24 protein-coding genes are annotated in these 25,808 nt (G+C 40.2%); 23 read left to right on the top strand and 1 reads right to left on the bottom strand.

Going from position 1 to position 25,808, the window contains the following annotated elements; translation table 11 throughout:
• The first annotated feature begins 125 nt into the window (after positions 1-125).
• The 4 genes from trhF (at position 126) to trhN (ending at position 6,543) form a co-directional block, all read left to right on the top strand.
• Positions 126-638 carry an IncHI-type conjugal transfer protein TrhF gene (gene trhF / locus EOS97_RS24825; RefSeq protein ID WP_001286759.1) on the top strand — a complete coding sequence of 171 codons (513 nt, stop codon included), beginning with the start codon at positions 126-128 and terminating at the stop codon, positions 636-638.
• Positions 625-2,136: a TrbC family F-type conjugative pilus assembly protein gene (locus EOS97_RS24820; RefSeq protein WP_001256133.1), complete on the top strand. Its 1,512-nt coding sequence runs from the start codon at positions 625-627 to the stop codon at positions 2,134-2,136. Before trhF ends, EOS97_RS24820 begins: the two co-directional genes overlap by 14 nt.
• A gap of 144 nt (positions 2,137-2,280) precedes the next feature.
• Positions 2,281-3,336 (top strand): IncHI-type conjugal transfer protein TrhU, encoded by a 1,056-nt coding sequence (trhU, locus tag EOS97_RS24815; protein ID WP_181196458.1) that lies wholly within the window; start codon positions 2,281-2,283, stop codon positions 3,334-3,336.
• An 18-nt stretch (positions 3,337-3,354) separates the two neighbouring features.
• Positions 3,355-6,543 (top strand): IncHI-type conjugal transfer protein TrhN, encoded by a 3,189-nt coding sequence (trhN, locus tag EOS97_RS24810; RefSeq protein ID WP_000776705.1) that lies wholly within the window; start codon positions 3,355-3,357, stop codon positions 6,541-6,543.
• A 28-nt stretch (positions 6,544-6,571) separates the two neighbouring features.
• On the opposite strand, the gene EOS97_RS24805 is transcribed toward trhN, so the two are convergent.
• On the bottom strand, positions 6,572-7,444 hold the full coding sequence (locus tag EOS97_RS24805; protein ID WP_000771832.1) for a hypothetical protein: 873 nt from the start codon (positions 7,442-7,444) through the stop codon (positions 6,572-6,574).
• A 179-nt stretch (positions 7,445-7,623) separates the two neighbouring features.
• Here EOS97_RS24805 and trhI point away from each other — a divergent pair, with 179 nt between their 5' ends.
• The 19 genes from trhI (at position 7,624) to EOS97_RS24715 (ending at position 25,805) form a co-directional block, all read left to right on the top strand.
• On the top strand, positions 7,624-9,408 hold the full coding sequence (gene trhI, locus EOS97_RS24800) for an IncHI-type conjugal transfer helicase TrhI (protein ID WP_042634277.1): 1,785 nt from the start codon (positions 7,624-7,626) through the stop codon (positions 9,406-9,408).
• A gap of 394 nt (positions 9,409-9,802) precedes the next feature.
• Positions 9,803-10,675, top strand: coding sequence for a hypothetical protein (locus EOS97_RS24795; RefSeq protein ID WP_000041927.1), 873 nt, complete (start codon positions 9,803-9,805; stop codon positions 10,673-10,675).
• 57 nt (positions 10,676-10,732) lie between these two features.
• The gene (locus EOS97_RS24790; RefSeq protein WP_000120822.1) at positions 10,733-11,110 is read left to right on the top strand and encodes a hypothetical protein; all 378 of its coding nucleotides are present in this window, start codon (positions 10,733-10,735) and stop codon (positions 11,108-11,110) included.
• A 60-nt stretch (positions 11,111-11,170) separates the two neighbouring features.
• Positions 11,171-12,148 (top strand): hypothetical protein, encoded by a 978-nt coding sequence (locus EOS97_RS24785; RefSeq protein ID WP_042634278.1) that lies wholly within the window; start codon positions 11,171-11,173, stop codon positions 12,146-12,148.
• A gap of 57 nt (positions 12,149-12,205) precedes the next feature.
• Positions 12,206-13,264 (top strand): AAA family ATPase, encoded by a 1,059-nt coding sequence (locus EOS97_RS24780; RefSeq protein WP_000063335.1) that lies wholly within the window; start codon positions 12,206-12,208, stop codon positions 13,262-13,264.
• 131 nt (positions 13,265-13,395) lie between these two features.
• On the top strand, positions 13,396-13,569 hold the full coding sequence (locus EOS97_RS26825; RefSeq protein ID WP_001176647.1) for a hypothetical protein: 174 nt from the start codon (positions 13,396-13,398) through the stop codon (positions 13,567-13,569).
• A gap of 63 nt (positions 13,570-13,632) precedes the next feature.
• Complete coding sequence (locus EOS97_RS24775; RefSeq protein ID WP_000174395.1) at positions 13,633-14,760, top strand: DUF3150 domain-containing protein; 1,128 nt, start codon at positions 13,633-13,635, stop codon at positions 14,758-14,760.
• Positions 14,761-14,837: 77 nt separating this feature from the next.
• Positions 14,838-16,850, top strand: coding sequence for a VWA domain-containing protein (locus EOS97_RS24770; protein ID WP_046788423.1), 2,013 nt, complete (start codon positions 14,838-14,840; stop codon positions 16,848-16,850).
• A gap of 71 nt (positions 16,851-16,921) precedes the next feature.
• Positions 16,922-17,143 carry a hypothetical protein gene (locus tag EOS97_RS24765; protein ID WP_042634307.1) on the top strand — a complete coding sequence of 74 codons (222 nt, stop codon included), beginning with the start codon at positions 16,922-16,924 and terminating at the stop codon, positions 17,141-17,143.
• 113 nt (positions 17,144-17,256) lie between these two features.
• On the top strand, positions 17,257-18,489 hold the full coding sequence (locus EOS97_RS24760; protein WP_000220381.1) for a toprim domain-containing protein: 1,233 nt from the start codon (positions 17,257-17,259) through the stop codon (positions 18,487-18,489).
• 270 nt (positions 18,490-18,759) lie between these two features.
• Entirely contained in the window at positions 18,760-19,281 is a 522-nt protein-coding gene (locus EOS97_RS24755; protein ID WP_001010933.1) for a hypothetical protein, read from the top strand.
• Positions 19,282-19,359: 78 nt separating this feature from the next.
• Positions 19,360-20,238, top strand: a complete 879-nt coding sequence (locus tag EOS97_RS24750; RefSeq protein ID WP_000762004.1) for a hypothetical protein — start codon at positions 19,360-19,362, stop codon at positions 20,236-20,238.
• A gap of 70 nt (positions 20,239-20,308) precedes the next feature.
• Complete coding sequence (locus tag EOS97_RS24745; protein WP_000691118.1) at positions 20,309-21,244, top strand: hypothetical protein; 936 nt, start codon at positions 20,309-20,311, stop codon at positions 21,242-21,244.
• Between the two features lie 68 nt (positions 21,245-21,312).
• Complete coding sequence (locus tag EOS97_RS24740; protein WP_000991699.1) at positions 21,313-22,233, top strand: hypothetical protein; 921 nt, start codon at positions 21,313-21,315, stop codon at positions 22,231-22,233.
• 66 nt (positions 22,234-22,299) lie between these two features.
• Positions 22,300-23,238 (top strand): hypothetical protein, encoded by a 939-nt coding sequence (locus tag EOS97_RS24735; protein WP_000472043.1) that lies wholly within the window; start codon positions 22,300-22,302, stop codon positions 23,236-23,238.
• A 171-nt stretch (positions 23,239-23,409) separates the two neighbouring features.
• On the top strand, positions 23,410-24,366 hold the full coding sequence (locus EOS97_RS24730) for a hypothetical protein (protein ID WP_046788424.1): 957 nt from the start codon (positions 23,410-23,412) through the stop codon (positions 24,364-24,366).
• 263 nt (positions 24,367-24,629) lie between these two features.
• Positions 24,630-24,905: a hypothetical protein gene (locus EOS97_RS24725; RefSeq protein WP_001004201.1), complete on the top strand. Its 276-nt coding sequence runs from the start codon at positions 24,630-24,632 to the stop codon at positions 24,903-24,905.
• Positions 24,906-24,949: 44 nt separating this feature from the next.
• Entirely contained in the window at positions 24,950-25,540 is a 591-nt protein-coding gene (locus tag EOS97_RS24720; protein WP_000578892.1) for a hypothetical protein, read from the top strand.
• Positions 25,541-25,547: 7 nt separating this feature from the next.
• Positions 25,548-25,805, top strand: coding sequence for a hypothetical protein (locus EOS97_RS24715; RefSeq protein ID WP_001371933.1), 258 nt, complete (start codon positions 25,548-25,550; stop codon positions 25,803-25,805).
• Positions 25,806-25,808 lie beyond the last annotated feature (3 nt).

The raw sequence follows: 25,808 nt of genomic DNA, 5'->3' as shown, positions 1-25,808 counted from the left end.
CATCCTTATAGGTTAATATTAGGTTAGTTTGCAGACTTCCGAGCGTTGAAAAACATGGATAATAGTTACTTGGATAGAGGTGTATCTACTTAGTAAAAATATTCTTCAGTGCTAGTGAGAAAAATATGAGCGACTACATACCTAAAAAGAGAGGGCTGCTTATACTGGATTGGTATGTCCCCATTAATATTTTATTGCTGATTCTCGTTATGTGTGTCTTTTTCACCCGTTATACATTTGGATACGGTTTATTGAATGGGTGCCTGCCTGCTGATTTTTATATGATTGATCATTCGGATAAAACTATTAAAACTGGTGAACTCATAGCTTTCAACATGCCGAAATCGGTTCGTTTTATCCCAGAAAATGAACGAGTCATAAAAATTGTTGCCGGTGTGGGCGGTGACAAACTCAAAGTAACAATGGATGGGGTTTATAACGGGGACAAATTTTTTGAAGCTAATGCACGTCGTATTTCAAAGAAATACAGTATTCCGTCCATTTTGATTGAAAAAGAATTGATAATTCCTGAAGGCGAAGTTTTCCTAATTGGGCAAACCGATCACTCATGGGATTCCCGTTTTTGGGGAACAGTAAAGCTGAATTCAGTAATTGGGAAAACATATGCGATCTTTTAATGTAAATAAAAAATATTTACCAATACTTCCTGGACTTGCGTTATGTGCAGTTTTAAGTAATACAAATGCAAGCACTGAGTATCAACATGATGCTGACCTAATCGCTCAGCAAGCAAAAGGGCTTGGCGCTCAGGCTAAAGGTGCACAGCAGCCAGATGGGGCTCTTAGCCTTGATGCTACGCTAAATTCACCAGATGTGCAGAAGTACATTGCGCAAGCTGAAGCACTCAAAAAAAACCAGGACCTGAGCAGGCAAACAAACCGTGGTTACGTGCCCGGTATGAATGCGGATAGTGTTCAAGCAGTTATAGACCATACCCAGGCTATAAGGGCCCAAAGTAATAACTCTGATGCTGTCAACGATATAATTAGAAGACGTGATGAAATTCAGGAAAACGCCAGCCTTAATGAAGCGGCTCTGAAAGCTGTGGAAAATAAGCCGGAAGTCATGCGAGGACAATCTAAAAATATCGAAAAATTGTTTGGTTCCTCGGGCATCACAGCTGCTGACTTCGAAAGAAAAATGGATAGCACACGTGAAGAAGCACTATCAACTGAAAATGGTATAACGATCTTTGCTTCATTTAGCTTACCGGATTATGTACTGGAAGACCTTTTACGTACGGCCTCAGAGCATAAAGCTCGTGTAGTTTTCAATGGTCTAAAGAAAGGAACTACTCGGCTACCAGAGACACAGGCAGCAATAAACCAAATGATTGTCAAAGGAAAATTTGAATCTCCTTTGATTACAATTGATCCTGATAGCTTCAGTCAGTATCAAGTAACTCAAGTACCGACAATTATTTCTCGGGAGCAAGCTCGTTTTGCAAAAATGGTAGGGTCCTTCAACGTTGAGTTTTTTCAGCGAGAACTTGCTAAAAAACCCGATCAGGACATTTTTCCTGTTGCTGGTACGATTTATCCCGTTGAAGAAAAGAGCATCATTAAAGAACTGGAAGAACGCGCACAAAAATATGACTGGGAAGGTGCAAAAAAAAGGGCCGTTGCGGACACCTGGAAAAATCAATGGATGGTCGATCTCCCTCCTGCCCAGGAACACAAAGAATTTTTAATTGACCCTACAGTGAGGGTCACTCAGGACGTAAAAGATAAGCAGGGCCGTGTAATAGCTTCCGCCGGTGAGTTGATTAATCCACTTTCGAGATTTCCTCAAAACCTGACGATGATAATTTTCGATCCACTCAATCCGGGCCAGCTGGTATGGGCTGAGCAGCAGTATCGACAACGTCTGGGTAGTGGAAAAGTAATGCCAATGTTTACCCGTATCCAAAAAGATAATGGATGGGATCACCTAAATGATTTACGTGAAAAATTTAACGGTAAGGTGTTTAAAGTAAACGAACAGATTATCTCACGCTTTCAGATTAAAAATACACCTGCGCTTATAACTACTGACCAAGATAAATTCCGGATCACCCTGTTTAGCGAGGCAGAAGTCCGTGGAATCGGAGCCCCAAATCTTTCAGAGGAAAAATAATATGAAACTCGGATTTATTATAGGCGCTCTCTTTGCAACATGGCTGACGCTAAATTATCCGGACCAGATGAGAAGTTATTTTACCAAAGCCGTCGACTATATCGAAAGTGTTGCAACATTTATTACATCCAAGTGAGCATGATGGTGAAAAAATTCAAAAAGTTACTTTTAGAGTTCATTGTAGCAGTTATGCTTTCGCTTTCTATACCTGGTATGGCTATGGCAGCAGATGCTGGAGTCCCTGGGGCTATGTGTCAGTCAGCTGGAGTGTGGCAGGGCTTGATTAAGAATATCTGTTGGAGCTGCATTTTTCCCATGAGGATAATGGGCATAGGGGCTGCTCCAGAAGGCGCTGCACCTTCACGTCCGGGTTGCTACTGCACAGATCAGAACGGCGTACCGGAAATAGGTTGGCAATTGAGCTTCTTTCAGCCGGTGAAGATTGTAGAAGTTGTAAAGAGCCCCTGGTGCAGCCCCTTTCTTGAAGGCACGATGCTTCAAAAATCGCAGTTTGATATTGGTAAAAGCAACACTAATCAGCCAATGACAGCAACTGAAGCCGGATTTTACGATGTTCATCTTTGGGAGTTCCCAATCATGACAATGCTCAAATTACTGATTATTGGCGAGTGCACTGCTGAACCCTATATAGATGCCAGCCTGACCTATATAAGCGAAGTGGACCCTATGTGGGAAAGTGATCTGCTTACACTCGTCCTGAATCCCGAGGCAGTAGTTTTTGCAAACCCAATTGCCTCAATGGTGTGCGCTGCTGACTGTGTAGCAGTAACAGCAGGAAAGGATAATCTCGCTGCATACTTTTGTGCCGGATGCGATGGCAACCTTTACCCATTAACCGGCCACATTTACGCAAATGATGACGCTGTAAGGACGAGTTCACTGATTACCCAGCGTCTTCTGACAAAACTACATCGCCAAGGCATGCTGATGCGAACGATGGGAGCAGACGCAATGTGTGAGAAAACGTGGGAATACTTTACACCACGTTCCCAGTATCGGCTTTCAATGCTTTTCCCTACTCCTGAGGCGAAGGGACCGGATTGCTGTCATCGTCTTGGTGATTCGGTACACGACTGGTCAACCCTTAAAGGTGGGCGCAAAAAAATAGGCAACGATAATTATGTCTATATGTTGTGGCGTTACAATGACTGTTGTGTTCGCTACGTTCCAGGCGTTTGATTTCTAAGGAGAAAATAAGTGAAACTTAGAAAAACAATCACCTCAGCGATTATTGCATCAATGGTTGCCAATACTATGAGTTGGGCTTTTTATGTCACACTCATAAACATGGTAATGACACCACGTGTTTACGCTGCTGACGCTATATTTGACCAGCTCGAAAATAATTTTAACCTTGCAAATCCTAACGCAAATCGCAATGCAACCACCAGTGCTCAGGACATTGTGGAGAAATACAAGAACGCGGATTCAGGCGAGAATGTCAGTGGGAAGATCACCGAGAAATACGTGGGTAAAGCCGAATCCGCTAATCTTAATCTCGGGAAGTATGGGGCAGGGAACTCTAATGAAAGTGTCATGAAAAATGCCGCATCCGATGGAAAGTCTATTGGTAGCGCCGTACAACTGCCGAGTATGTCTGGAGGGACAATCAATTCAAACTACACCAAGGAAGGGGCAAAGCTGCTCTCTCGTGATGCTAATGGCAACATTGGTATAAGCAGTAATCCCAATACTACTCCTGGAACCAAAACAAATACGGGAGAGATTTTCAGCTCAGAGCAAAAGCACAGCGATATAAAGTTCAACGCCGCAGATCGTTATGGGGATGAGGATGGCTTTGTTAACGATATAAAGAATCGGAAAAGCCAGTTATTTGATGCTCAAAGTTATGATGGCGTTGCCTACCGCACCCTCGTAAATGCTAACAAGGACAACCCGGCATCGTCTGTAAAGCCTAACGATCCCATGTTTACTGCGGGGAGAAATGAGATAACCAATGCTGTTGCTGGTACTGGAAACTGGCTTCAGAACTGTAATGTTGAGACCTCCAAAAAAACAGTAACCACACACTATCCTGATTACAAAGAGTTCTACTGTAACTCGCCTAAGCAAGATAACTTCAGCAGCTGCACGATAACTCGTGACTTCTCTGTTCCTGTATACATTTCAGGCGGAAACGGAGACATGTCGATGTGCGGCGATAATTGTGTGCGTATATGGTTTGGTCGCCGTGATGACAACTACTGGAGTGACGGGGTATTTGATAACGAACTGACATTAAAATTCCATCCGGATGCAAAATTGGCCTCAGCAAAGATTGTTAACGCGGAGTGGGATGACCACATGCGGGTAACACTTGATGGCACGCAGATTTTTGCTCACATAGATGGTGCATATCGAGAAAGTGACTATCCGGCTCCAAAGGGATCTTGGGAGTTAAAAAAATCGTGGAAACTCGACAAAGTATACGATGTAACTGAAAAGGTCAGAAAATCAGTTTATGAAGAACCTGATCGTGAAGTGACAATGGCATCCAGAGTCTGGGTTGGTGGGGGAGGTGAAGGGTACTTTGAGGTTGAGCTGACGTTTGAAAATATGAAGCTCGAAGATAAGCACGTCCAGGAACCAGCTGGTTGTTACGATGCTGTACAAACACCAAATACATTCTGCCGTTTCGATCGGTTTAAAGATATGGATGTTGGCACGAAGCGGCTTCCGGAAAGCGTGCTTTCTATGGCAAAGCCGCTGTATGAAGGCGATAAAGGCTTTCTTACCTGGAAGACTAACCTTGAAGGCTATTTTTGTGATCCATTGGCTAAAGACAAGATTTGCTCTTATGACGCCAGTGGGAAAATTATGAAAGACGCTAATGGAAAGGACCTCTGTTACAACTACGAAGAAATTAAGAGTATGCCTGATGCATGTAGTTCTTATAAAAATGATGCAGCATGTGTACTCGATAAACAAACATGTGCAGAGGGTTGGTTCGATGAGGGCACTAACAGCTGCTACATGTATGAACAGAAATACACCTGTGACAGAGGTAAGGATGTAGTTCGTGAGGTTGAATCTTCTACAAATGCCTGTGTTGGCATGATCCCATGTTCTGGAGGAACATGCGAAACTGGGCCAAAGGAAGAGAACAACGATTTTGGAAAAGTTGCGGCTTATTCAAACATGGTTCAGTACATGCAGGGCGAAGCCAAATGCGAAGACCCTAACGATGCCAATTCCTGTTCTGTCTTTGAAGGAAAACCTGAATGGTGTGGTCGTTCAGTAGGCTTTGTAAATGGCCTGGCAAAGACGGACTGCTGCGAAGCACCGCAGGGAACCGCAGGAGCACTTGAAGGTATCATGCTTGCCGGATCTATGATCAGAAACACTAACTGGACCAGAGTTAATGCTCAGCTAATAAAATGGACCGGCGGTGATACAGGTACATGGGCTTCTATGTCCAATGCGGTCGGTGAGTGGACTGCATCAGCTGGTAAAACAGTAGGGCAAATGTGGAACAATGTCACGAGCTCCTTAACGAGCGTATATGAAAACGTCGCTGGTAATCTAAGCAGGGCAGTTGGGTCTTCCGCAACTTCTGGAGGGGCAGGAGGTGCTGGCCAGTTGGCACAGGAAACAATGTCCAGCTTCGGTATAGGTCAGCTTAAGCAGATGGCAATGAAGAAAGCCTACGAATTGCTACCAGATACAGTTCGAGACTTTGTCTTTAAGAACGTTGCTACTACCGGAGGAGAGGTTGTCTTCTCGGCTGCGGTTCAAAACTTTATGCTTGCATTAAACGTGATCGGTTGGATTTATACAGCCTATCAGGTCACTAAAATGCTTTTAGAAATGTTGGTAGCATGCGACCAGAAAGAGATGGAAGCTTCTATTCATAAGAATCAAAAATCCTGTTTTACATTAGATACGGAACGATGCGTCAAATATCTGAATGTTGGTTTCACAAAGAAATGCGTTAAAAAAGCAACAGACATGTGCTGTTATAATTCCATGTTGTCACGCGTTATTATGCAACAAGCTTATCCGCAATTAGGAATAGACCCTGTCGCCTCTAATTGCGTGGGGCTATCAATAAAGCAAATACAGCAACTGGATTTCGATAAAATTGATCTGACGGAGTGGATTAATGATGCAGTTCAGGTAGGAGAAGTTCCTGATCAATATTCAAAATTCTCCGAAGAATCAATTGTGGAAAACTTACCATTCCAGAATGAGAACTATCAACTTCCATCAGAACGTACCAAGGAAGCAATGGGCGGTGAAGAAAATATGATAAAGGCCAGACAAGAAAATGCTCAGGCTATAAAAGAGGAAAATGTAGATTGTAGCTATTTACCTCGACCGGCCATATGTGAGGTAGGTTCAACTACGCTGGATCCGGTTACGGGCAAGCAGTTGCCGAAATATTGAAGAAGGGGCCGTTAGGCCCCTTTTTTAATTACTTGGCTTTCAATGTTTTTTCTGGGAAGCCTTTTTTACCGTATTCACCGGTAAAGAGGTAATAATCTTTTCCGTTGATGGAGGCTGCAACACCCCCTGGAGTTGTTGTATTTGGGCTATCAGAACGGAAAATGATACCCGAAAAATCAGCGCTTGTTTCGTTTCCTTTAAATGGGATGAACACATAACGAATTACAGCGTAATCACCAGCGGGAAGGTTTAGCTGAGGAATTTCGGTTCCTGTTGCGGGGCGAATCGCCTGAAAGCTGTACATTGAATCTGTAGGGAAAACATCAGCATCAGGCTTAGAGGGCAGATCACAGGTACTCCATTTATTGACGACTGCCATATCAATTTTACATGTGGCCAGAGCTGCTTTCTGTTTTTCAGGGTTGTATCCAAATGAGGCCTGAGTTGCTTTTGTATGCTCAAAAACATACTTAGCTCCTTCACGTACCAAACTTTCATCATTGTAAGGCAATTTTTTTGGATTGGGGACGAACACTAGGTATTGATTGACCTGGATGTATTCGGCGTCAGAAGAACTGTACAAAGAGCCGAGGCTCATGATCCCAAAACCTTTTAGACCGCCTGTTACGTAGCCCATCGAACTATTGATGAGATACTTAGAAAGAAAGTTGTCGGCATCCCCTCCAGGAGTAACCTCTTGCTCCTTAAAATTAACGTCGAAACCAGCAAACGAATAGGCATTCTTGGCGACAGAATCATTTGCTTTAGCATGCCAGTACTGGCCGTGACTGTACGCATTCAGAGCGGTGCCTGGCGTAGTGCCGGTGTCACCGGCACAACCCGATAGGGAAAAACCAATGACGACAGAAGAGACCAGAGATACTAAACGTAAAAGTTTCATTTAAAGCCCTTTTTGTAATGTCTTTTGGAGATGGAACCATTATTCCATAGTCACGCGTTTCACAAACAACCTGATTGCATAAAAAAGGAAAAAAAGTGATTTCCAGTAGAACCAGCAGTACACAAGAAAAGCGCTTTTATAAAAATGTATAATTATTAAAACGAAGTAATGAGGTTGAAATGGGTAAGCCAACAGAAGAGCAAAGACCTGTTATCGAGAATGCTAGCGCAAACAATATGGTGATAGCAGCGCCTGGATCAGGCAAATCATTCACCATGATAGAAGCGGTTATATCGATTCTCAAAAAGTATCCATATGCAAGAATCGGGATGGTGACCTTTACTCGCGCTGCAACAAACGCACTTGCAGCAAAGTTACAAAAGCGATTGAGCAAGAAGGATCTTGACCGGGTGCTGGTGGATACTTTTCACGGACTCGTTAAGAAGCAACTGGACATGATTCGCTGGCCGGGAAAGATGTTGATAGGGCCAGCACAGAGATCTGTCATTCACCGGGCTTTGAAAGAATCCGGTGTAACGATGAAGTTTGCTGAAGCTGAATTCGTTATTGATGCTATCGGCAGAGAAATGGATACGGATGTGATTTCAGTTCGGCATAACAGACAACAGATCCATTTATTTAATACCTATCAGGCGTTATGCCAGAAAGACCATGTGGCGGACCTCAATGCTCTTTCAAAATTTGTTGTCGGTCAAATGCATTCGGGAAAAATGCGCACGTTAGATTTGACACATTTGATAGTAGACGAAGTTCAGGATACTGACTCTATACAATTCTCATGGATAGCATTGCATACAAGAGCTGGAGTCTATACGAGTATAGTTGGAGACGATGATCAGGCCATCTACTCCTTCAGATCCTCAGGAGGAGTCAAAATATTTCAACAGTTTGAAAAACACTTCAGACCTAACATATTTTACTTAAACACATGCTTTAGGTGTGAACCTGAAATTTTAGAGGTGGCCGGAGCACTGATAGGAAAGAATGTTTACCGTTATGCCAAAGAGTTACGCTCGGCAAAAAAGGGAGGAGGAAAGGTCACTTTTCGTTCATATGTAGATATGGAGGAACAGATACAGGGTATTTTAAGCCTTATAAATCAGGATCCACATGGATGGGCAATTCTAAGCCGCAATAATGCTCACTTGGATGAGCTAGAAAGTTTGATCGAACAGCCAGTAATTCGTTACGGAGGTAAATCATTCTGGGATGAAAAAGAAACAAGCGATGTGTTAAGCCTTATGGCCTTTTTCCGACAATCAAATGATCCTCGCTTAATGAAGAGAGTATTGGCATTGTTTGGAGAACAGGAATCAGTTTTGGATGATGTGGCATTGAGTATGAGAGGAAGAAAAGTTACTTTTGGCGACCTTGCCATCCCGGAGGACAGTTCTCTCGAAACAAAAACATTACATTCAAACTTCGTGCGCTTTACCCAGGAAAGTACTGATAAAGTTGAGATAGCAAAACGTTTCGCCAACCTTACGAAATGGATGGAATCGTCGTCAATCAAGATGAGGAGTAATAAAGGTACAGCAACCTTAACAAAAATTGCTTTAGACACTTGTAAACAGTGGGCAGAAAAGACTGGTTGGATGAATATGATCAATCGTGCTGCTGCAATGTCATTAGGCCCTAGGAAGAAGGACGAGGAATACAGCCCAGAGAAAGTAGTCCTATCAACCTTGCATGGTTCAAAGGGTCTTGAGTGGAATAAAGTAATAATAATGAGTTGTAATGCGGATCAGATACCAAGTAAAAGATCAGTTGGGGAGGAGGCAATAGAAGAAGAAAGACGTTTGCTTTATGTTGGATTTACGCGTGCAGAAAAGCAACTTTTTGTAATGTGGTATGGTGACCCTTCTTTCTTTTTAAGAGAATGCAGTGAAGAAAAGATAAAAGAAGCAGCTAATATTCGAATTTCTCCAGTTTATACAGAATAATTCGATATGGGCATTTACTTATGCTTAAAGCTATAGTATAAAAACAATGAGCTTAAATATCAGCTCCCAAATTTGAGTAACTTTGCTTAAAGTTACTTTCGCGTTAAGCGTTGATTTAGCCGTGAAAAGCGGCCAGCTTAAACAAGCTGTAAGACACCACCGGCAAAATGTCACCTTTGTCGCTGGTGCACTTCCCATGCCTGAAAAAGGCAATCTGAATTTACCAAACCGTAACTAATTTAGCTCCTCCTGGAGCTATTTTTGTTGCGTACTTCTAATGCCAGATAGTATAAATCAGGCGGTTCATAGCTTACGGGAGATGAATGACAGGCTTTGCCTTCGTGTTGAAACAAAAAATTGTTTCTTCCTTCTTACTATATATAGGTGACCCCAAATGTCTAAAAATAAAGCTCGCAGTAAAGCCCTTCATCAAACCTTTAGTGAAATTATTCCAGAGATGGATAAGGCGCTAAACAAACAGCTCTTAGAAGTTCTGATGAAATATACAGAACGTGATAATGAACTGATTGTTATTTTGAATGAGGACGGCCCAAATATCATTGAACTTAAGTCTCTTAAGCCTGTGTCTTTGTTGGCCGAAAAGCTTTCTGCTTATTCAAGCTATTATCATGTGGATGTTGTGGAGCTCGTGGTCAAGAAAATTGATTTCGAAGGAGCTTATAAGCTTCTTAAAGCTTCCCCAGATGTACCACTTTTTAAAAGCTTAACTGAACTGGATAAATATCTTGTTGAGGAGTTTGAAAAATACGGATTAAATTCATTTCTTGACGTGGATAATCTGGATTACTCACTTGAAAAAGCCAGTGAACTCAAAAATGAGCAGTTAATAAATTGGGTTTCGGACATCATTTGCAAACGTGAAAAATTAACTTTACGTAAGCGTTTTGATGTCGCAGTAAAGGCCCACTACGAAAATGTAGAAAAAATGTATGATACCATTCGTCCGTTAATGAAAAAACTGGGTTTCCCAGAAGATCTCATGACGCACACCTTTAGTGAGTTAAGCGTTTTTGAAACTAAAGGATGGGACCATGCAATAAAATCGAAAATTGAGACTCTCGCTAAGCGTGAAACTCAATATTTAGATGATGCGGCTAAAGCAGAGAATCGACGTCTTGTAACAGAGAAGTTGGAGAACTCTTTAGCGATTGCACCAACTAAACCAACAAGAAATTGGTTACATATTGCCGGAATTGCCTGTTTGGTAGTCTGCACGTTCATGTATGTAACTAATAAATTTATTTAATCCTGTTAAGGGGGAACCCTAACGGGGCTTCTCTTTGAACAAATCGAGGAGCGGAAAATGTCATATCTTGAATATATCAATGAAGTAAAAGTGTCCGGGATAGTTATCAGTGCTGTGGAGAAAAAAATGACTGACCAGAGTATAGGTTTGTTAATAAAGCTCAAAAATAGGATGAAGACAGAAGTTGATGGTGAAATCACTGAGAGAGAATTTTCAGTTCAAATCAAGGTGTCGCCTGAAATGTATTCAACCTGTTTCACTGGTATAAATCAGGGTGATGAGTTGATGGTCTCCGGTTATATTGTTGTCGATACTATTATGATTGAAGGGAGAGAACATCCTCTTGACTACATGAGAGTGGTAGCAACAAGTAAGTTGGCTCACATACCTAAACCTCTAAAAGGTTTTGGACAAAGTAGCTTTAATCAGATCTGACATTAAACCCACCCTAAAGGGGAGAAATCCCTTCATGGGATTTCTCCTTTTGGAGTCCCCATGAAACAAAAATTTAGGGCTACTGCAATAAGTAGTAATCAACTTAGTTTTTTTTCTATACTCGATATAGATGAAGATGAAATAACGCAAATAGTTGATTCACCCAAAGAGCATTTAAATGATGCTTACACGTCCGGATTAAACTTTAAATCAGAAGAAAGTAACATTTCTGAGATAAATTATGATTCTGAAAGGCGTGAAAATCACCTTTATGAAAAATCCAAATTACTTAAAAATCAGATTTTGCATACAATTAATTTTGCAGCAGAAACAGATTATCTATATACGGTTGAAGAATATAACCCAGATTTGGGTGGTCTGGTAATAGAATGGACCCCTGAGGATGTGTATGTTGTTTTTCTATCCGCTATGGAAGAGTCTTTGGAAATCATTAAAGAACTAGTGTTGAGGAGAAAGTTATTCTTCAAAGATGACAATGGTAATATCACAGTGAATCCACTTTTAGAAGCTGAAACACGGTGGTATATGTCAAAATCATTTGAATACACTTGTTTATGTCATGGACTTGATGCATGTGAATTTAGAGCGGAATTAAAATCATGGCTCTATTATCATTCGCATCGTTCGATTAGTGAAAACACGAAATTAGCTGAATGCAGGAATGATGATGAAATCATTTTGCATGATTGCAATGACGATATGGGCTGGGACATCTTCTTTGATCAGGATTATTTAATGTCAGAAAAAAAACTGGCTGTTAAATGGACTGACAGGGAAATTATGGATGTTTACATAAAAGCTTTTAAATCCACATTAGAGTTGTTTGACGAGCTTGTTTCATGTGATCTGTTAACTAAACGAAACGCTTTTGGCAAGTTAGAAATCAATCCAATATTCGAAAATCATTTTGAATGGATCATGTCTGAAGCTTTTGAAATAGTGGGAAATCATCTTGGTTATAATGTGCCTCAAATCAGGAAACTGATGGCAACTATTTGCCAAATGAATCTCAAATAAAATGCCACTGGCAAACATCTGCCAGAGGGCGGTGTTTGCATTTTACCGGAGTTAAAAATGTCTAATGCCGCTATGAAGTTAAATGAAACATCTTCTGATGCTTATGAAAAATTAGAAGCTCTTCTTTCCCCGGATGTTATAAAGTTAAAACATTATGTGGATAAAGGTGAGTATCTTTTAGTTCTAGCAAAGGACCTTTTTGGTATTCCAGAAATGGATCCAAAGATGGCTGTGCCTGTTTTCAAAACTAAAACCTCGTATCGAGCTCCGCTGAACAAAGACTACATACCAAATCCCCGAATACTTGAACAAGTGGTTAAACTGCTTATCAGTCCGGATATAGATTTAAGTGTGTGTCTTAAAGGTGAGTCCGGTTCTGGCAAGACTGAAATGGTAATGTACATTAGCCACATGATGAATTGGCCGCTGACAATTAAGCAGATCAACAGCAATATTCGAGTTGATGAGCTTGAAGGTGAGCGCAGTCTTAATGGTGGTAATACAGGTTTTGTACACAGCGATTTGGTAACGGGATTTCGTAATGGTCACCTCATTCTTCTGGATGAAGTGGACAAAATCGATCCTGATACGGCAGCAAAACTTCACATGCCCATTGAACGTAAGCCCTGGTCACTCAGTGCTAATGGTGGTGAGGTTATAACTGCTAATGGCTACACGCGATTTATTGGTACTGCAAACACAAACATGAGTGGAGGCGCTCGCCGGTTCGTTTCTTCTCAACGTCAAGATGCAGCTTTTATAAAGCGGTTCTTGATAGTTGAAATGGAGAAGCCCGACAAAGTTGCTTTAACCAATGTGCTTACTAAACGATATAGCTCTTTGCCTTTTCAGGTCATTGAGAAGTTCGTAAGAGTAGCGATTGCAGTAAATGACTCTGGTACAGAAGACAGTGTGATGGATATTCGTCAATTAGTAGCTTGGGTTGGCACGTCGATGACGTTAAAAACCTTTAGTCTTCTTGACACTTTCAAAATAGCTTTTGCTTCTGCTTTACCTTTACATGTGGTCGATCTTGTTCTTCAAGCTATAGATCTTTCTCTTGGCGAAGACAAGGATAAATCGCTGGAGTATTTCACAGCAAAAAAGTCGAGTTAGATGGGATTTGTTATGAAACCTCTGATATTTGTATCTCAGAGTTATCCCATCTTGAATTTAGTGCGTTTTTAAGTACGGATGGTGCTGCTACCATTGCTATAGCAAAAAACGGAACTAATTTTACTGGACTTATGCAACTGAATAACGACTATTCTTTATTGTTTTATCATGATGGTAAAATAAATATGGAAGGTCTGATTAAACAAATGGAATTAAAAGGTTATATGTATCAGGGAGCAATGGGCAATGATGATGTTGTTGCTGAGTTTCCCGGTATTCTTTTAATTTCACCAGAGAAGCTTTAATATCAACCCTATCGGGAAATCTTTCCCGTTGGGGAGGGTTTCCCCTTTTTTTTGGAGAAACCCATGACTTTAAATACTTCAATGCTTAACAAAGTATCTGCAAAACAAATCTCTGAGAATTTTGCAAAATCATATCCAGATTTACTGGAAGGTGCAGTTATAACAAAAATTGAAATAAGTGGCTGTCAAGGATCGCGTCGAACCGATAAAATCGATTTGTCTTATGATGGAGATGATATTACGGATCAAAAAAGCGTATCTAAAAGCGAAGTACGCTGGATTGACATAAAAGCCCTTAGCTTCAAAAGTACGATTACCAGCAGAATATCAACTCTTTGCTCACGCTTGTGCATCCGCTATAGCAATATGTGGATTTTACCAGTATCCAGTATGGAAGAGTTTCTGGAAGGGGCCCAAGAGATTGAACGAGAGTTTCAGGCAGGTATTCAAAACGTTGTAGACAATTATGAGATGCATATTGAGGCTGAAAAAAATAGAAGCCCAAGAATGTCTTCTTTGATTGATCAGTTGAAATTAACTAAAGATGATTTCATAAAATCCTTTAGATTTAATATTGCTCACTTTATTCCTTTTACGCCTATTAGCGTTGAAGGTGATGAAACCCAGGACTACTATCAGGAACAATTGATAACAGATCTGGCAGAAGAAGCAATGAAGGTTTATGAAAAAATTAGCAAAAATAACAATTTGCGCTCAAGTACTATTGACCGACTGAAGCAAATGCAAAATAAGATCATTAGCTTCATGTTTATACATAAAGAGGCGGCAGTACTTGCAGAAGCTATAAAACACATAATGAATAATTTACCTAAAGGTGCCATTTCTGAACCTCGCGACGTTGCGGTGTTACAGCAGTGGTTTTATTTCATGAGTGATGCTTCAATGTTAAAGCGTATTATTTCAGGAGAGCAAAAGGTTACTGACTGGTTGGAATCTATTACCAGATCATTTAATCAAAGCTCACAAACAGAACCGAACGCGCTACAGAACACAGGTATTGAAGCTATTTTAGATTCAACAAATGTGTTCCAGGTTGAACCTGTCGTAGAGAACGATATAAATAACAGCACGTTTTCAAACACTGATCCTGTAGCTGAACCTGAGAAATCAGTTTCGCAACAGGAAGACAATGTTGAAAATGGTTTTGATATCGAGCTCAAAGGCTGGTAACTGTTTGCTTTATTAAAAACCCCAGATGGGTACTTCACCATCTGGGTGAGTACCCCTTTTTTATAAAGAGGTATTCTATGAAATTAGATCTTAAATCATCACCGCGCCATATTAAGCGTTTACAGAATATAGCAAAAGTCATTAGCGGCTTAGGCGATGTAAGAGTTGTAATAGACGACAATACCAAAGGACCGTATTTTGATCCTGTAAATAAAGTTTGTGTTTTACCAAACGGCGATTATAGCGATGATGACTTTGTCAGTCTGATTGAAGGTTTTACCTGTCATGAAGCTGGTCATGGTCGCTATACCGACAGCGAGGTTTACAGTGACGCCTTTAATAGTGTTCTCAAGTCATCTGAAGGGTTTACACGCTTCGATGACGGAATGAATGCAGAGTTTGAGAGCCTCGCTGAGAAACGTAAAGCTTATAGCAGGGCAAAACGTCTTACCGGGCTTATAAATCTGTTCGATGATGTACAGATGGAAGAGAAGGTTGGTAACGATTATCCGGATGCAAAGCGGCGGCTTGCAGCCACTTACGCACTGATGGTTAAAGCCGGAAGGATGACTCCTGATATATCTTCTCGTCCGGAAAATCCTGTCCTATTTATTGAGTGGTATCTGCTTAACTCATTGCGAGTAAAAGTCCTTCAGCAGGCAGGTCACAAAGAAACACTCGATCCGTTTTTTGACTATGCCCAAAAGATACTTTCTCCAGTAATTTCTGATGTTGAGGAAATTTTTCATGATGCTCTTGGTTGTGAAAATACTCAGGGCTGTGAATCCCTTGCTCGTAAGACCCTGGCTCTTTTAGAGAGACTGCGGGATGAGGCAAGGGAACAACAGCAGCAGACAGAGCAGGAGGAGCAGGAGGCATATGATGAATCCGAGACCGATACCGATACCGATACCGAATCAGAAGATAAATCGCTTGAGTCGACTGATAGTCGTGAGGATGATTCTGAGGACGATAGTGAAGGTCAGGCAGATACTTCCGATAACTCTGATCTTGCTCAAGAGGGATGTTCTGAGCCTTCAGAACTTGCTGAAGATAACGAGGGAAATAATGAACCCACCGGTGGCAATCCCACAGGTGATAACATTATTGAAGACGATACTGATGCGATTAACCCTTCCGAGAGTGAATCAGATGAAGCCAGTTCGACTAACGTTGAAGATGAAAGTAACTTTTCATCGGCTCAATGGGAGATACTGGCAGATTTGTTGGATGCCTTTCTTGGCAGTGATGAGGATAGCGAAGATTATCACGATGCTTTGGCTAAAGAGATTGAAGGTATTGCATCAAAAGTATCCGATGACGTGAAAGCCGAATTCGGTGCTTCTGAATGGGATATCCCTGATCTCCTTATCGATTTGAATGTTTACAATGAGGCTTTGTCTCTGAGTCATTCAATCGGTAGCGACTTGTCTGTTTTACAGCAGGTTAAAATGCGTGGCCGAAACAAAACTCATGAGCGTGGAATTACCTTCGATGGAAATCGATTAATTCTGTCACCAATGGGAGTTCGTGATGTCTTCAGAGCTCAAAGCGAATCTAAAAATAGAGGGCATGTTGGCCTCGTATTAGTTCGTGATATTTCAGCGTCAATGGCTAATGATGAAAGATATATTCATGCCATTAAGTCAGATCTTGCTTTATCGATGGCCGCTGAAAGTTTGTCAAAAATGCATGTCTCCAATATAGTCTTTCCCTTCAAGGAAAGTGAATTTGAGATTATCAAAACGTTTGATCAAAGCGTTGAGGAATCTCTATCGAAATTCACTCTTGGATGTAAGGGTTATTATACCCCTACGGGATCGGCTTTAATGGCAGCTGTTGATCTGTTACTTGACAGCCAATTCGATAGGAAAATAATTTTTCTTATAACTGATGGTTATCCGAATAAATCGGAATTTACTATCGGCGAAGTTATGGAAAAGGCTAAATGTAATGGAATAGAAATCGTTGGTGTTGGTATTAAGACTGATGAAATAATTGGTTTTGAAACGGACACTTTCGTAACAGTTGATGATACTTCTTTATTGTCTATTGAAGTCAGTAAGCTAGTTCATCAAATACTTTCTTAATAAACTCTACCCAATCGGGGCAAAAGGCCCCGGTGGGTCTTTTTGCTCCATGAAGGAATAAGGAGCAAAATATGACTCAGATAAAAACTTACCGTGTAGAACATGAAAAAGTCGGTGCGATGCATAAAGTCCGTATTTTCGGACGTGTTGGTGAAGTTATAAGCAATGATAGCCCTCAGGAAAGAATCTTCCGCGAAGTCACTATAGCGGAGGGTAATAGCCAGCAGGCTGCGTTACTTGTAGATAACTACATACAGTGTCTTGAGAATAATGGCTTCACGACTGAAGCATAAATGTTGAGGGCCCCCGGGCCCTCTTTCTTAAATTCTGCGTTGTGGGTTTCTCCCTGTCTTCTGCACCGCAGAAGGCATTGAGAAACTCACAATGCCAGATAAGAGAGATCATCATGACTTATGCATCCCCGGCTCTTCGTCGTAATCCACAGGAAGTATCTGAACACTTTATTAAACTCGTTCATGCTCGAATTGCTGAAGTGTCTGGCTGGAAGTATATATTCGAAAGAATACCTGCTTTCAAAGACGCTTGTGCAAAAGCCCCGAGCCAGGTTCCTTGCCCGTTTACTGGCGCAGGGAAATCGAAGTTTCGTTTCCGACAAAAAGACCTTTATACCGGATGTGCGATCCATAATGACTTTCCGGTAAATGAGTTTTGCGACGGAATTGATGTTCTGGCGAAATATTATGAATTAAGTAAAACGCAGACTTGCAAAAAGATTCTCTCAGATTTTTTCGGGATGGATCTGCATGCTCCGTTAACTGACGCCGACATTGAAAATGAACGACGCTATAAATCAGCAGTTCGTGCCACAGAAACTCTTGACCGAGAGGAAGTGGCAAAGCGAATGCGAAAACTTGATGTGATGTATCACTATACCGGTGAAATCAAGCCTAATACTCCTGTTGCTTTGTACCTCCGTAATCGTGGGATCTCCCGCTTACTGAGTCACTTACCAAAGGATTTAGGCTTTAATAACCGGATCTACTATTGGGATAAAGATAAGCAGAAATCGATTATCTATCCGGGAATGATTGCGATCTATCGTGACACCCGAGGTCGGCCTCTGACTATTCATAGAACATACGTAGACAAAAATGGTGATAAGGCACCTGTAGAAAATCCAAAGCTGATGATGAAGCCTCCTGCCGATATGACAGGTGGCTCAATTCAGTTGTTTGACCCTCACTATGATTCAGGTAGTTCGACCTGGACACTGGGAGTGGCTGAAGGGATCGAGAACGCGCTTTCTGTTGTAGAAGCGACTTCAACACCATGCTGGGCAGCCAGCTCCGCATGGTGCCTTGAAAACGTTACTGTTCCTGATTTTTTACTGCCTCCGCCGGATGTAAAATCTATAAACTTTTATATCTGGGCGGATAAGGATATTGCTAACTCACAAGGCACTCGTGCCGGTATTGAAGCTGCTCAGCGACTTCAAAGCCGCATGGTTGAGTTTTTGGCTAAACGATATCCCGCATCAAAGCTGACAATTGAAGTCTTCGAACCAGCACAAGATATTCCTGATGGGAAAAAGGGTATCGACTGGAACGATGTTCTCCAGTTAACAGGGCAGGATGGATTCCCGATTCACTGGGCTCCTGAATGTCTTAATCAGCTGTAACAACGATAACTCCCCCGCTTTTTGCGGGGGGGGTTATCTTATCAATATTATATTTTAAAATTGTATTGATAAGATAACCGCTTTCCTTCGTGATAATTACCTGCCTTTAAGGTCTTTTCACGGCTGAGATGCTTGCTCAGTTAAATAAATGTGCGGTACTACTGGCTATGGTCGGTTGTATGACATGGTTATTCCATAAACTATTAAAACCCATAACGGGAGTATTACCGTTATGGTGATGCTCGTCGTTTTACATCGGAGAGCATTTTAATGAATTTTCAAATTAACGAAGTTTTTAATAAATTTGCTGCTGTTATAAAATCGCGCATCGTCAATGAACCATCGTCATGCTATTTGCTGCATGATAATGAGATAGATATAACGATTTTGAAACATAGCATATTAGAAAATGACAGAAACCTGTTGTACGTAGTTCGTCCTTCAGGAACGTGTTTGTTGCGTTGTGACAAATATTTCTATCCGAAATATTATCTTCGTTGCCGTGGAGATTATAAGTCATTCATATATGTCCATCTTGATCTACATAGTGGTGAAGCTAAAGAAATCACATGGGAGCAAGCAGACGATATGCTGTCTAGTCCAGGAAAACCCCCATTAAAAGGGAATCTTGGACGATTTGAGTATATAAAAGTTGTGGTTGAGGACCTTCGTATTCGAGGTTACGCTGATTATCTTCCTGCGTATAATCTTGATGACCTTCGCCGTTTTGCCTTACAGGACGACCGCCCATCCCTTGTCAGATACATTGACAATGTCATGGCAACGGTCTGATTGATTGCTAATTGATTTACATATTTTCCCTGATGGCCAACCTGCATCAGGGAGGCCTCAATAACGAATGGAGGCTGTATGAAGTTAGCTACGGACCTGGTAAAAGCTATTTTGATTAGAAATGGCGTTGAACCAGTAAATATAAGCGAATCATCTAAGTTATCTTTGAAACAACCACTGACAGAACTTAAATTCAGTTTATATTTGCGAACTGAGCATTTATCTCACTTCCTACCCGGTTATGTTTATTCTATAAAAGAATGTCCACTGTCATATGACATCGGGATCGAAATTCAGAAAATCTTCGAAAGTTTACATTTGTTAAACGAAGAATTTGAATCCCTCGGTTTTGTTTCTGTATGGATAGAAATGCATCAAAGCATTTTTGAACAAAGTCGGTTTAAGAAAAGTAACTTTACTTTTCGGGAGGAAGAGGTCGAGCTTGCTAAAGGGCTTGTTTGTTCTCACAATTCACAAATAAGTAATGCGGCTTATTTCTGGCTTCAGCACTTTGAGGAGTTTATGATTTATGTTCGTAATAAGCTTATCGACCTCTTTCGAGAGGCCTATGACCTGATCCTTGGAATGCAGCAAGTATTTTTCATTCGGGAAAAGGAAGAGCTGTTGAAAACTATAAGTTATGGCGATGAGCTGTATGAGGTGAAATTCATGGCGGCTGAGCTTTACTCTATCGAACAGAACTTAAAGTGTTCTGAATCGATAAGTACAAAATCTCAAGCTTCGGCATATATTAACCGCATCCGTGAGTTTGTGCGTTCGGGGTGGAGGCAGGGCTATATAGTCTGCCATCATAAGCGAAGTAATCAAATTTCATCATTGTCATTACCGATGTACTTGAAAGATACGTCAGGCCGAAGTGCTCGAAAGCGAGTAAAACGTCTTATATCTTCTACAGTTTGTGGTAGAAATAAAGATTTAGGTCTTACAGATTTTTAATTAAATTATACCCATGTGGGGATCACACCCCATATGGGAGTGATCCCTTTTTTTATTGAGAGAGGATCACATGAAAATTATCGAAAAAATCATTAATGCCTTTTTGGTTGTTCAACATAAAAAAATACAGGTTAAAAACATTACATTTTTAGACAATGGGCAGGGCATGTTCTCTGGTATGTCTTTTGATGCTGATGTTTCACTGGAGTTTATGTATGAATCAGCAAAAGCATATAGTTCTTGTTTCTGTGATATTCCCTTTCCAGGTTTTGAAGATGCAAATCTGGAGGAAATTACGAAATTTCAATTAGATGCTTTGAAGCAAAGAAAGAATCATTCTTTCTTTGTTAACCATTTGAGGTTTCCTATAGTTTTAAGGGAAGGGTGCAAAATCGAAAGAGGAGAAGTCTATTCAATTTCGAATTGCACTTATAATAAAGAAAGATTGCAGTATCTTTTTTCTCAGGATATTTACGGTAAGTTGTATAATTCCTTAGAGAAAGAATTAAGCTCGTTTTTCTCATTTATCAATGTTGAGGTGCACGAGTTGTTAAAAGATGCTGTATGCTTTGCATTAAAAATCCTGAATAAGATATCTTTGGATACACCTGAAAGACTTATTAAAGCTTTTAATTATCGTGACTGGTATTGTAGTTACGATGTTGAGCTTTTTAGGAAAGGCTTACCTGGTCATATTCTGGAAGAGCTCATTGCTCCAGATATCTTACTTTCAGACCTTAACGGTTGTAGAAAAATACTTAGAAATGCAAAACGATTTCTAAATGGACATACACAAACCAATTGTGTTTATATTAAATATGAATGGTGGTTGGGGCCTGTTGATACCTCACACTCAGCTAAGTTGATGTCTGACAAAGAAATTAATAACCGAAGTGACTTGAAGAATTTTTCAAAGGTCTTTTTCAAAGAGTGTTTAAGTTCTGGTAAGTCGGAATATGAAAACCATCTTAGTGAAAAAGAACATGCGCTTCGCTATAATTATTAATTAAAATTATTTTCTCCCATAGGGATTTCTCCCTATGGGAGAAATCCCTCTATTAAGAGGGTATTGAAATGAATGCTATACAAAAGTTAGTTGAATCTATTCTTGTTAAAATGGGTTTTGTTGGCGCTGTAGTGGAAAATATATATTTGGATTCAAAACCATTTCGGCATATTCGATTTGTGGCTGATATTCCAGTAATATCTTTTCTACCTCATTTGGTGAAATATCTTAAGGGTGCAGACCATCTTTACAGTGGTAACGATGATTTGCATCCTCTTTTCATTTATTTTTCCGAAGCGGCTACATTAAAAGCAGGTCCTGTAAATCTCGCGAACTTTCGTTTTGAAGTTTCTATAGCTTCAACTCATTTACGACTGGTCTCAGAGCAGCCTGATTTGCTTTTCAAAGGATTTAACCGGGATAATCTAGAATACGTTTATTACCGCTCAGATTTGGCCTCTAAGGATCTTATACTAGGCCTTGTTGAACACGGTTCTCCTTTCATAAAACATCTACATGGACTTATACAAAAGCGAATTTTAAACGAGTTCTCTCTGATTTTTTCTGTTCTTGAAAAGATTTTAGAAAGCGCGAAGCCACAAATTCTTGCTTGCTTCCATAGTGTTGATTATGAAATGAACGTAAAAATAATAGCCGAAGCTATACCTGAAACTGTATCTAATCAGATAGTCACATCTGATTATATAGTTAATTCTATATCAGATGCGGACAAGTTTATAAATCATGTTCGTCGCTATTTAGCAGGCAGGGTAATGAAGAGGCGGATATACGCTGAATTAGATGTTTGTGAAGAAACATCAAGTATTTCACTAGTGAACTTAGGATGCTTTACGTCTCCTCTGCTCGTTACGGAATATCAAATGTTTAAGCCACACTCTTCAGGGTTATATCGAAAAGCTATAAACAACTCCTTAAAACAGTTCAAACCAGAAATGCATGTACCTTCTGAAGAACTCTTTTATAATTAATCTAACCCATCCGGGAACCTGCTTCCCGGTGGGAAGCACTTCCTTTTTAGTCATGAGGTAGTGTAAATGTTTAAAGAATCTGACCACGTGGAATTTGTTAGTGCCTTTCTTTATCAAAATTTAGGCCTTAATGTTTCCGCTGACGATATAACCGTTCAATTATCTGATACTTCGTTCGACAAAGTAACCTTTGATTACGATGTAGATATCGATAATTTAAATTGTATGTTGGATCTCTACATATCTGAGCTAATAAAGCACAACGCATCTTACTCCGATTCTATTCTTTTGAAACAAAAAATAATTTATTTTCTTGGAGTATTTAAGAATTTCGGATTTTTTACGTTTGATATTCGCGGATATAGTAATACTTTAAGCCCAGTTAAAGTTATTGATATTGTTTCAATGATTATTAATGACTGTGAAGAGTTATCTAAAGCTAATTCTTCTACTGATGCTATAAGAAATCTTTATCTCGATAAAATGAAGGTGGATGGGAAAGTGTTAGTTGCGAAATTTGCACTTAAACAGTTTTTTCATTCCGACTTTGGTGACTTTATCTCATTTGTCGAGAAAAGAATTACAGATTGTCTTAATGAAACTTTAAGGATTATCAAAGCTGTTGAACATGGCTTTGTACGTGTAGGGCAGCATAAGATTAATCGCCGTATTAATGATGACTTAAAGTTATGCATTGATTTCAATACTGATGATTATCCGGCAAATATGCCAGATATATATATTAAGTTTAACGATACATTTGATGGGAACGGGGCGTTATATTGTGACAATGATGCCCTCATATCCCTCTATACCGATGTTGCTTCAATTATCAATGTGCCGGTGATGATGGAAGTAAGATTGATCAATAAAAGAGGGCGTGTTGTCTGTGATTCTTCGCATTCAACTTACGTATCTCTCGAAAGTAATGACCGATACAGAGTAACTGATCGCACATTACTAATAACTGAAGCTTTTGACGATTTTCGTAACGCGTCTCAATGATCCTTTTGCTTCAGTCCAAAAAAGTAACTTTGGTTGGCTGAAGACACTTGTCTATGACAATGTAAAATCTGTCGCTGGCATCTTCTTTTAGCTTAACCAAATTTTTATCTAACCCAGTGGGGAAGTCGCTTCCCTTCTGGGGCACTTCCTCTCAAATTCGAGGTAGTGTATATGACACATTCATCTGATGATAAAAACTATGTCCGAGCAGTTCTGAGTTATCTTGGCATAGATTTTGATGAGGCGGATATAGTATTAAGTGTTTGCCATTGTCAAAGTGACGAGCTTTCTTTTACCTGTAATATCAAAGCTATTGAACTCAAGAATGTTGTTGATTTATATGTCGATAGTATCTCTGAGAATGAAATAGAAGCTTTAAACAGAGAATCTTTAAAATCGCGACTCTGTTACTTTCTTGAGGTGTTTGACGCAGTCTCTGGTCAGTACCTTGAAATTTCAGGAAAACACTTTGCAACTAGTCGTTTTGAATATGATGATGTTTGTAGTGAAGTTCTTAGCATGTCTAATGATGTTTCTCAGTCGAAAGGTTATGACCGGGATGAATATAACAGACTGATGCAGGTTGATGGTCAGGTTATGATTGCCCGTTTTGCTTTGCAACAGTTCTGGGATACTCATTTTATTGGACTAATAACATTTGTATCTGAGTCTATAACATCGAGCCTCTATAAAGCTTATGAAACTTTTAGTGATATTAGTTTGGCTTGCTATAAACTGAGTGAATATTCTTATTCACGCTCTATCAACAGTGAATTGACCCTTAATATTTCACTTAAAGAAAATGACTTCTGTGAGGACCTATCTGATTGCTATATGGAAGATGAGGCTTTACCTTCTGGTAGGGTAATTTCTCGACGCAACAATGACTCCATAATAAGTATTTATGAGAGCTATGCTGCGGCTTCTTATATTCCGATGATTGCATCTTTGGAAGTCGTTGATGAATACGGCGAAGTGGTTACTGACCTCTGCCATACCGTTTATGTTTCAGAGTTAACCGGTGGGCGGATTAAAATCCACGACCGTAATGACTTAGTATCTGAAGTTTTCGATAACCTAAGAAATTTAAATCTTGCAGTTGGAGATTCAGTTTCACAAGCTGCTTGATTCTTTCCCTGATTTTGATTTTTTCTCACATACTCTTATGGCACGGTTTCCGTGCCTTTTTTTTGCCTCGCTTACAAGCGTCTACTCCTCTTCTACCTATCCCACCTTACATCACCACTTAAAATCTATCTTTCTAATTCCATTATCCTTTTCGTAGCCTCTAATGCTCTGGTATGAACATACTCTTTAAACTCAAAAAAGTGCTATTAACGAAAAAAAATCCCTAAAGAGATTTGTATACTGTTCTCAACCAAGGAGAGCTCATGAATGAACTAAAATCCAAAAACGAGAACAGTACCAAAAGCAACTTTCCCCCGGTTGATAATCAGTTTTGCTTTTACCATGTTGATTTCAGCATAGAACGACTACTTTCTACGGCCGAGGATCTCCAGCTTGAGTACATCTTCCAGAAACCTGGAAGTGAAGTAAGAAAGGATTTGGTTGAGCGATTCGAACGTGGAGAGCGCTTTGTTACAGCTTCACACTGTGACAATTTCTGTGAAATCCTTGGTTGTCAAGGCCATCAGGAAAATGCATAAACCCATAAACCTACATTTCCACTTTTAAGGATGTTCACTAAAGAATGATTGGAGAAAGTATTTTTGACTGGGTAATTTACGGAATATCCATTTTGATATTTGCCTCAGCACTAATTGAAGGAAAGACAACTCGCTACCCAGCACTTTTTTTCTATGGGAGTTTAATTTTAATGTTAATCCTGATAGTTGCTGGAGGCCTTAACTGGTGGTTCTACAGGTCAAAATATGGCGCAGTAATCGTTATCTTCACAGTGGTTTCTTTACTGATGACTCGATTCCGCCTGGTCATATATAAATTAAGATTAAGAAAGTTAGTTTCAGAGATCAGATTTCGTATAAAAACGGGTTTTCGTATAATTCTTGTTTTGTCGGATAATGAGGATGAGCGTAATGTTCTGCTGTCTATGCTTAGCAACGTATTGCCAGAGCAAACGCTTATTCACACGCGTGATGCTCTCGGACCTCATTCAGGGCCTATCCTAAAAGCTCTTGAGCTACATCATCAACAGGGAACAGGTTACATACTCGTCTGTGAACAACAAATCTCAGCGCGTACGTGGTTGAGTATCGTAGAAAATGGGAAACCTGATACATCTATAGCTGTTAATTTTCATTCGATCCCAGAAATGGAGTGATTTTTCAATGAGTAGAACCGTTTCACAAAGTGTCACAGAAGATTGTCTTTTTGATACCCGCACACAAGTCAGATTACAACTAAGTCGAAGCGTTCATAAAACGCTGGCATCTGCTAAAGAAATTTTACAGGGAAGGGGGGTTGATTCGGTCTCTATTGAAGATCTTGTGCGAGCCTGTCTTGAAGAGAACCAGCCAATTGATCTCGCCTCACTTTACCTTGAAAATCTCTTAAAACAGAAAGGTACCAGCATTTGCGATTTTTAGTGT

Source organism: Salmonella sp. SSDFZ54 (assembly GCF_004010735.1).
In the GTDB taxonomy this organism is placed as follows: Bacteria; Pseudomonadota; Gammaproteobacteria; order Enterobacterales; family Enterobacteriaceae; genus Salmonella; species Salmonella enterica.
The sequence above is the reverse complement of the archived record's forward strand: the minus strand, read 5'-3'. Positions and strand labels throughout refer to the sequence as shown.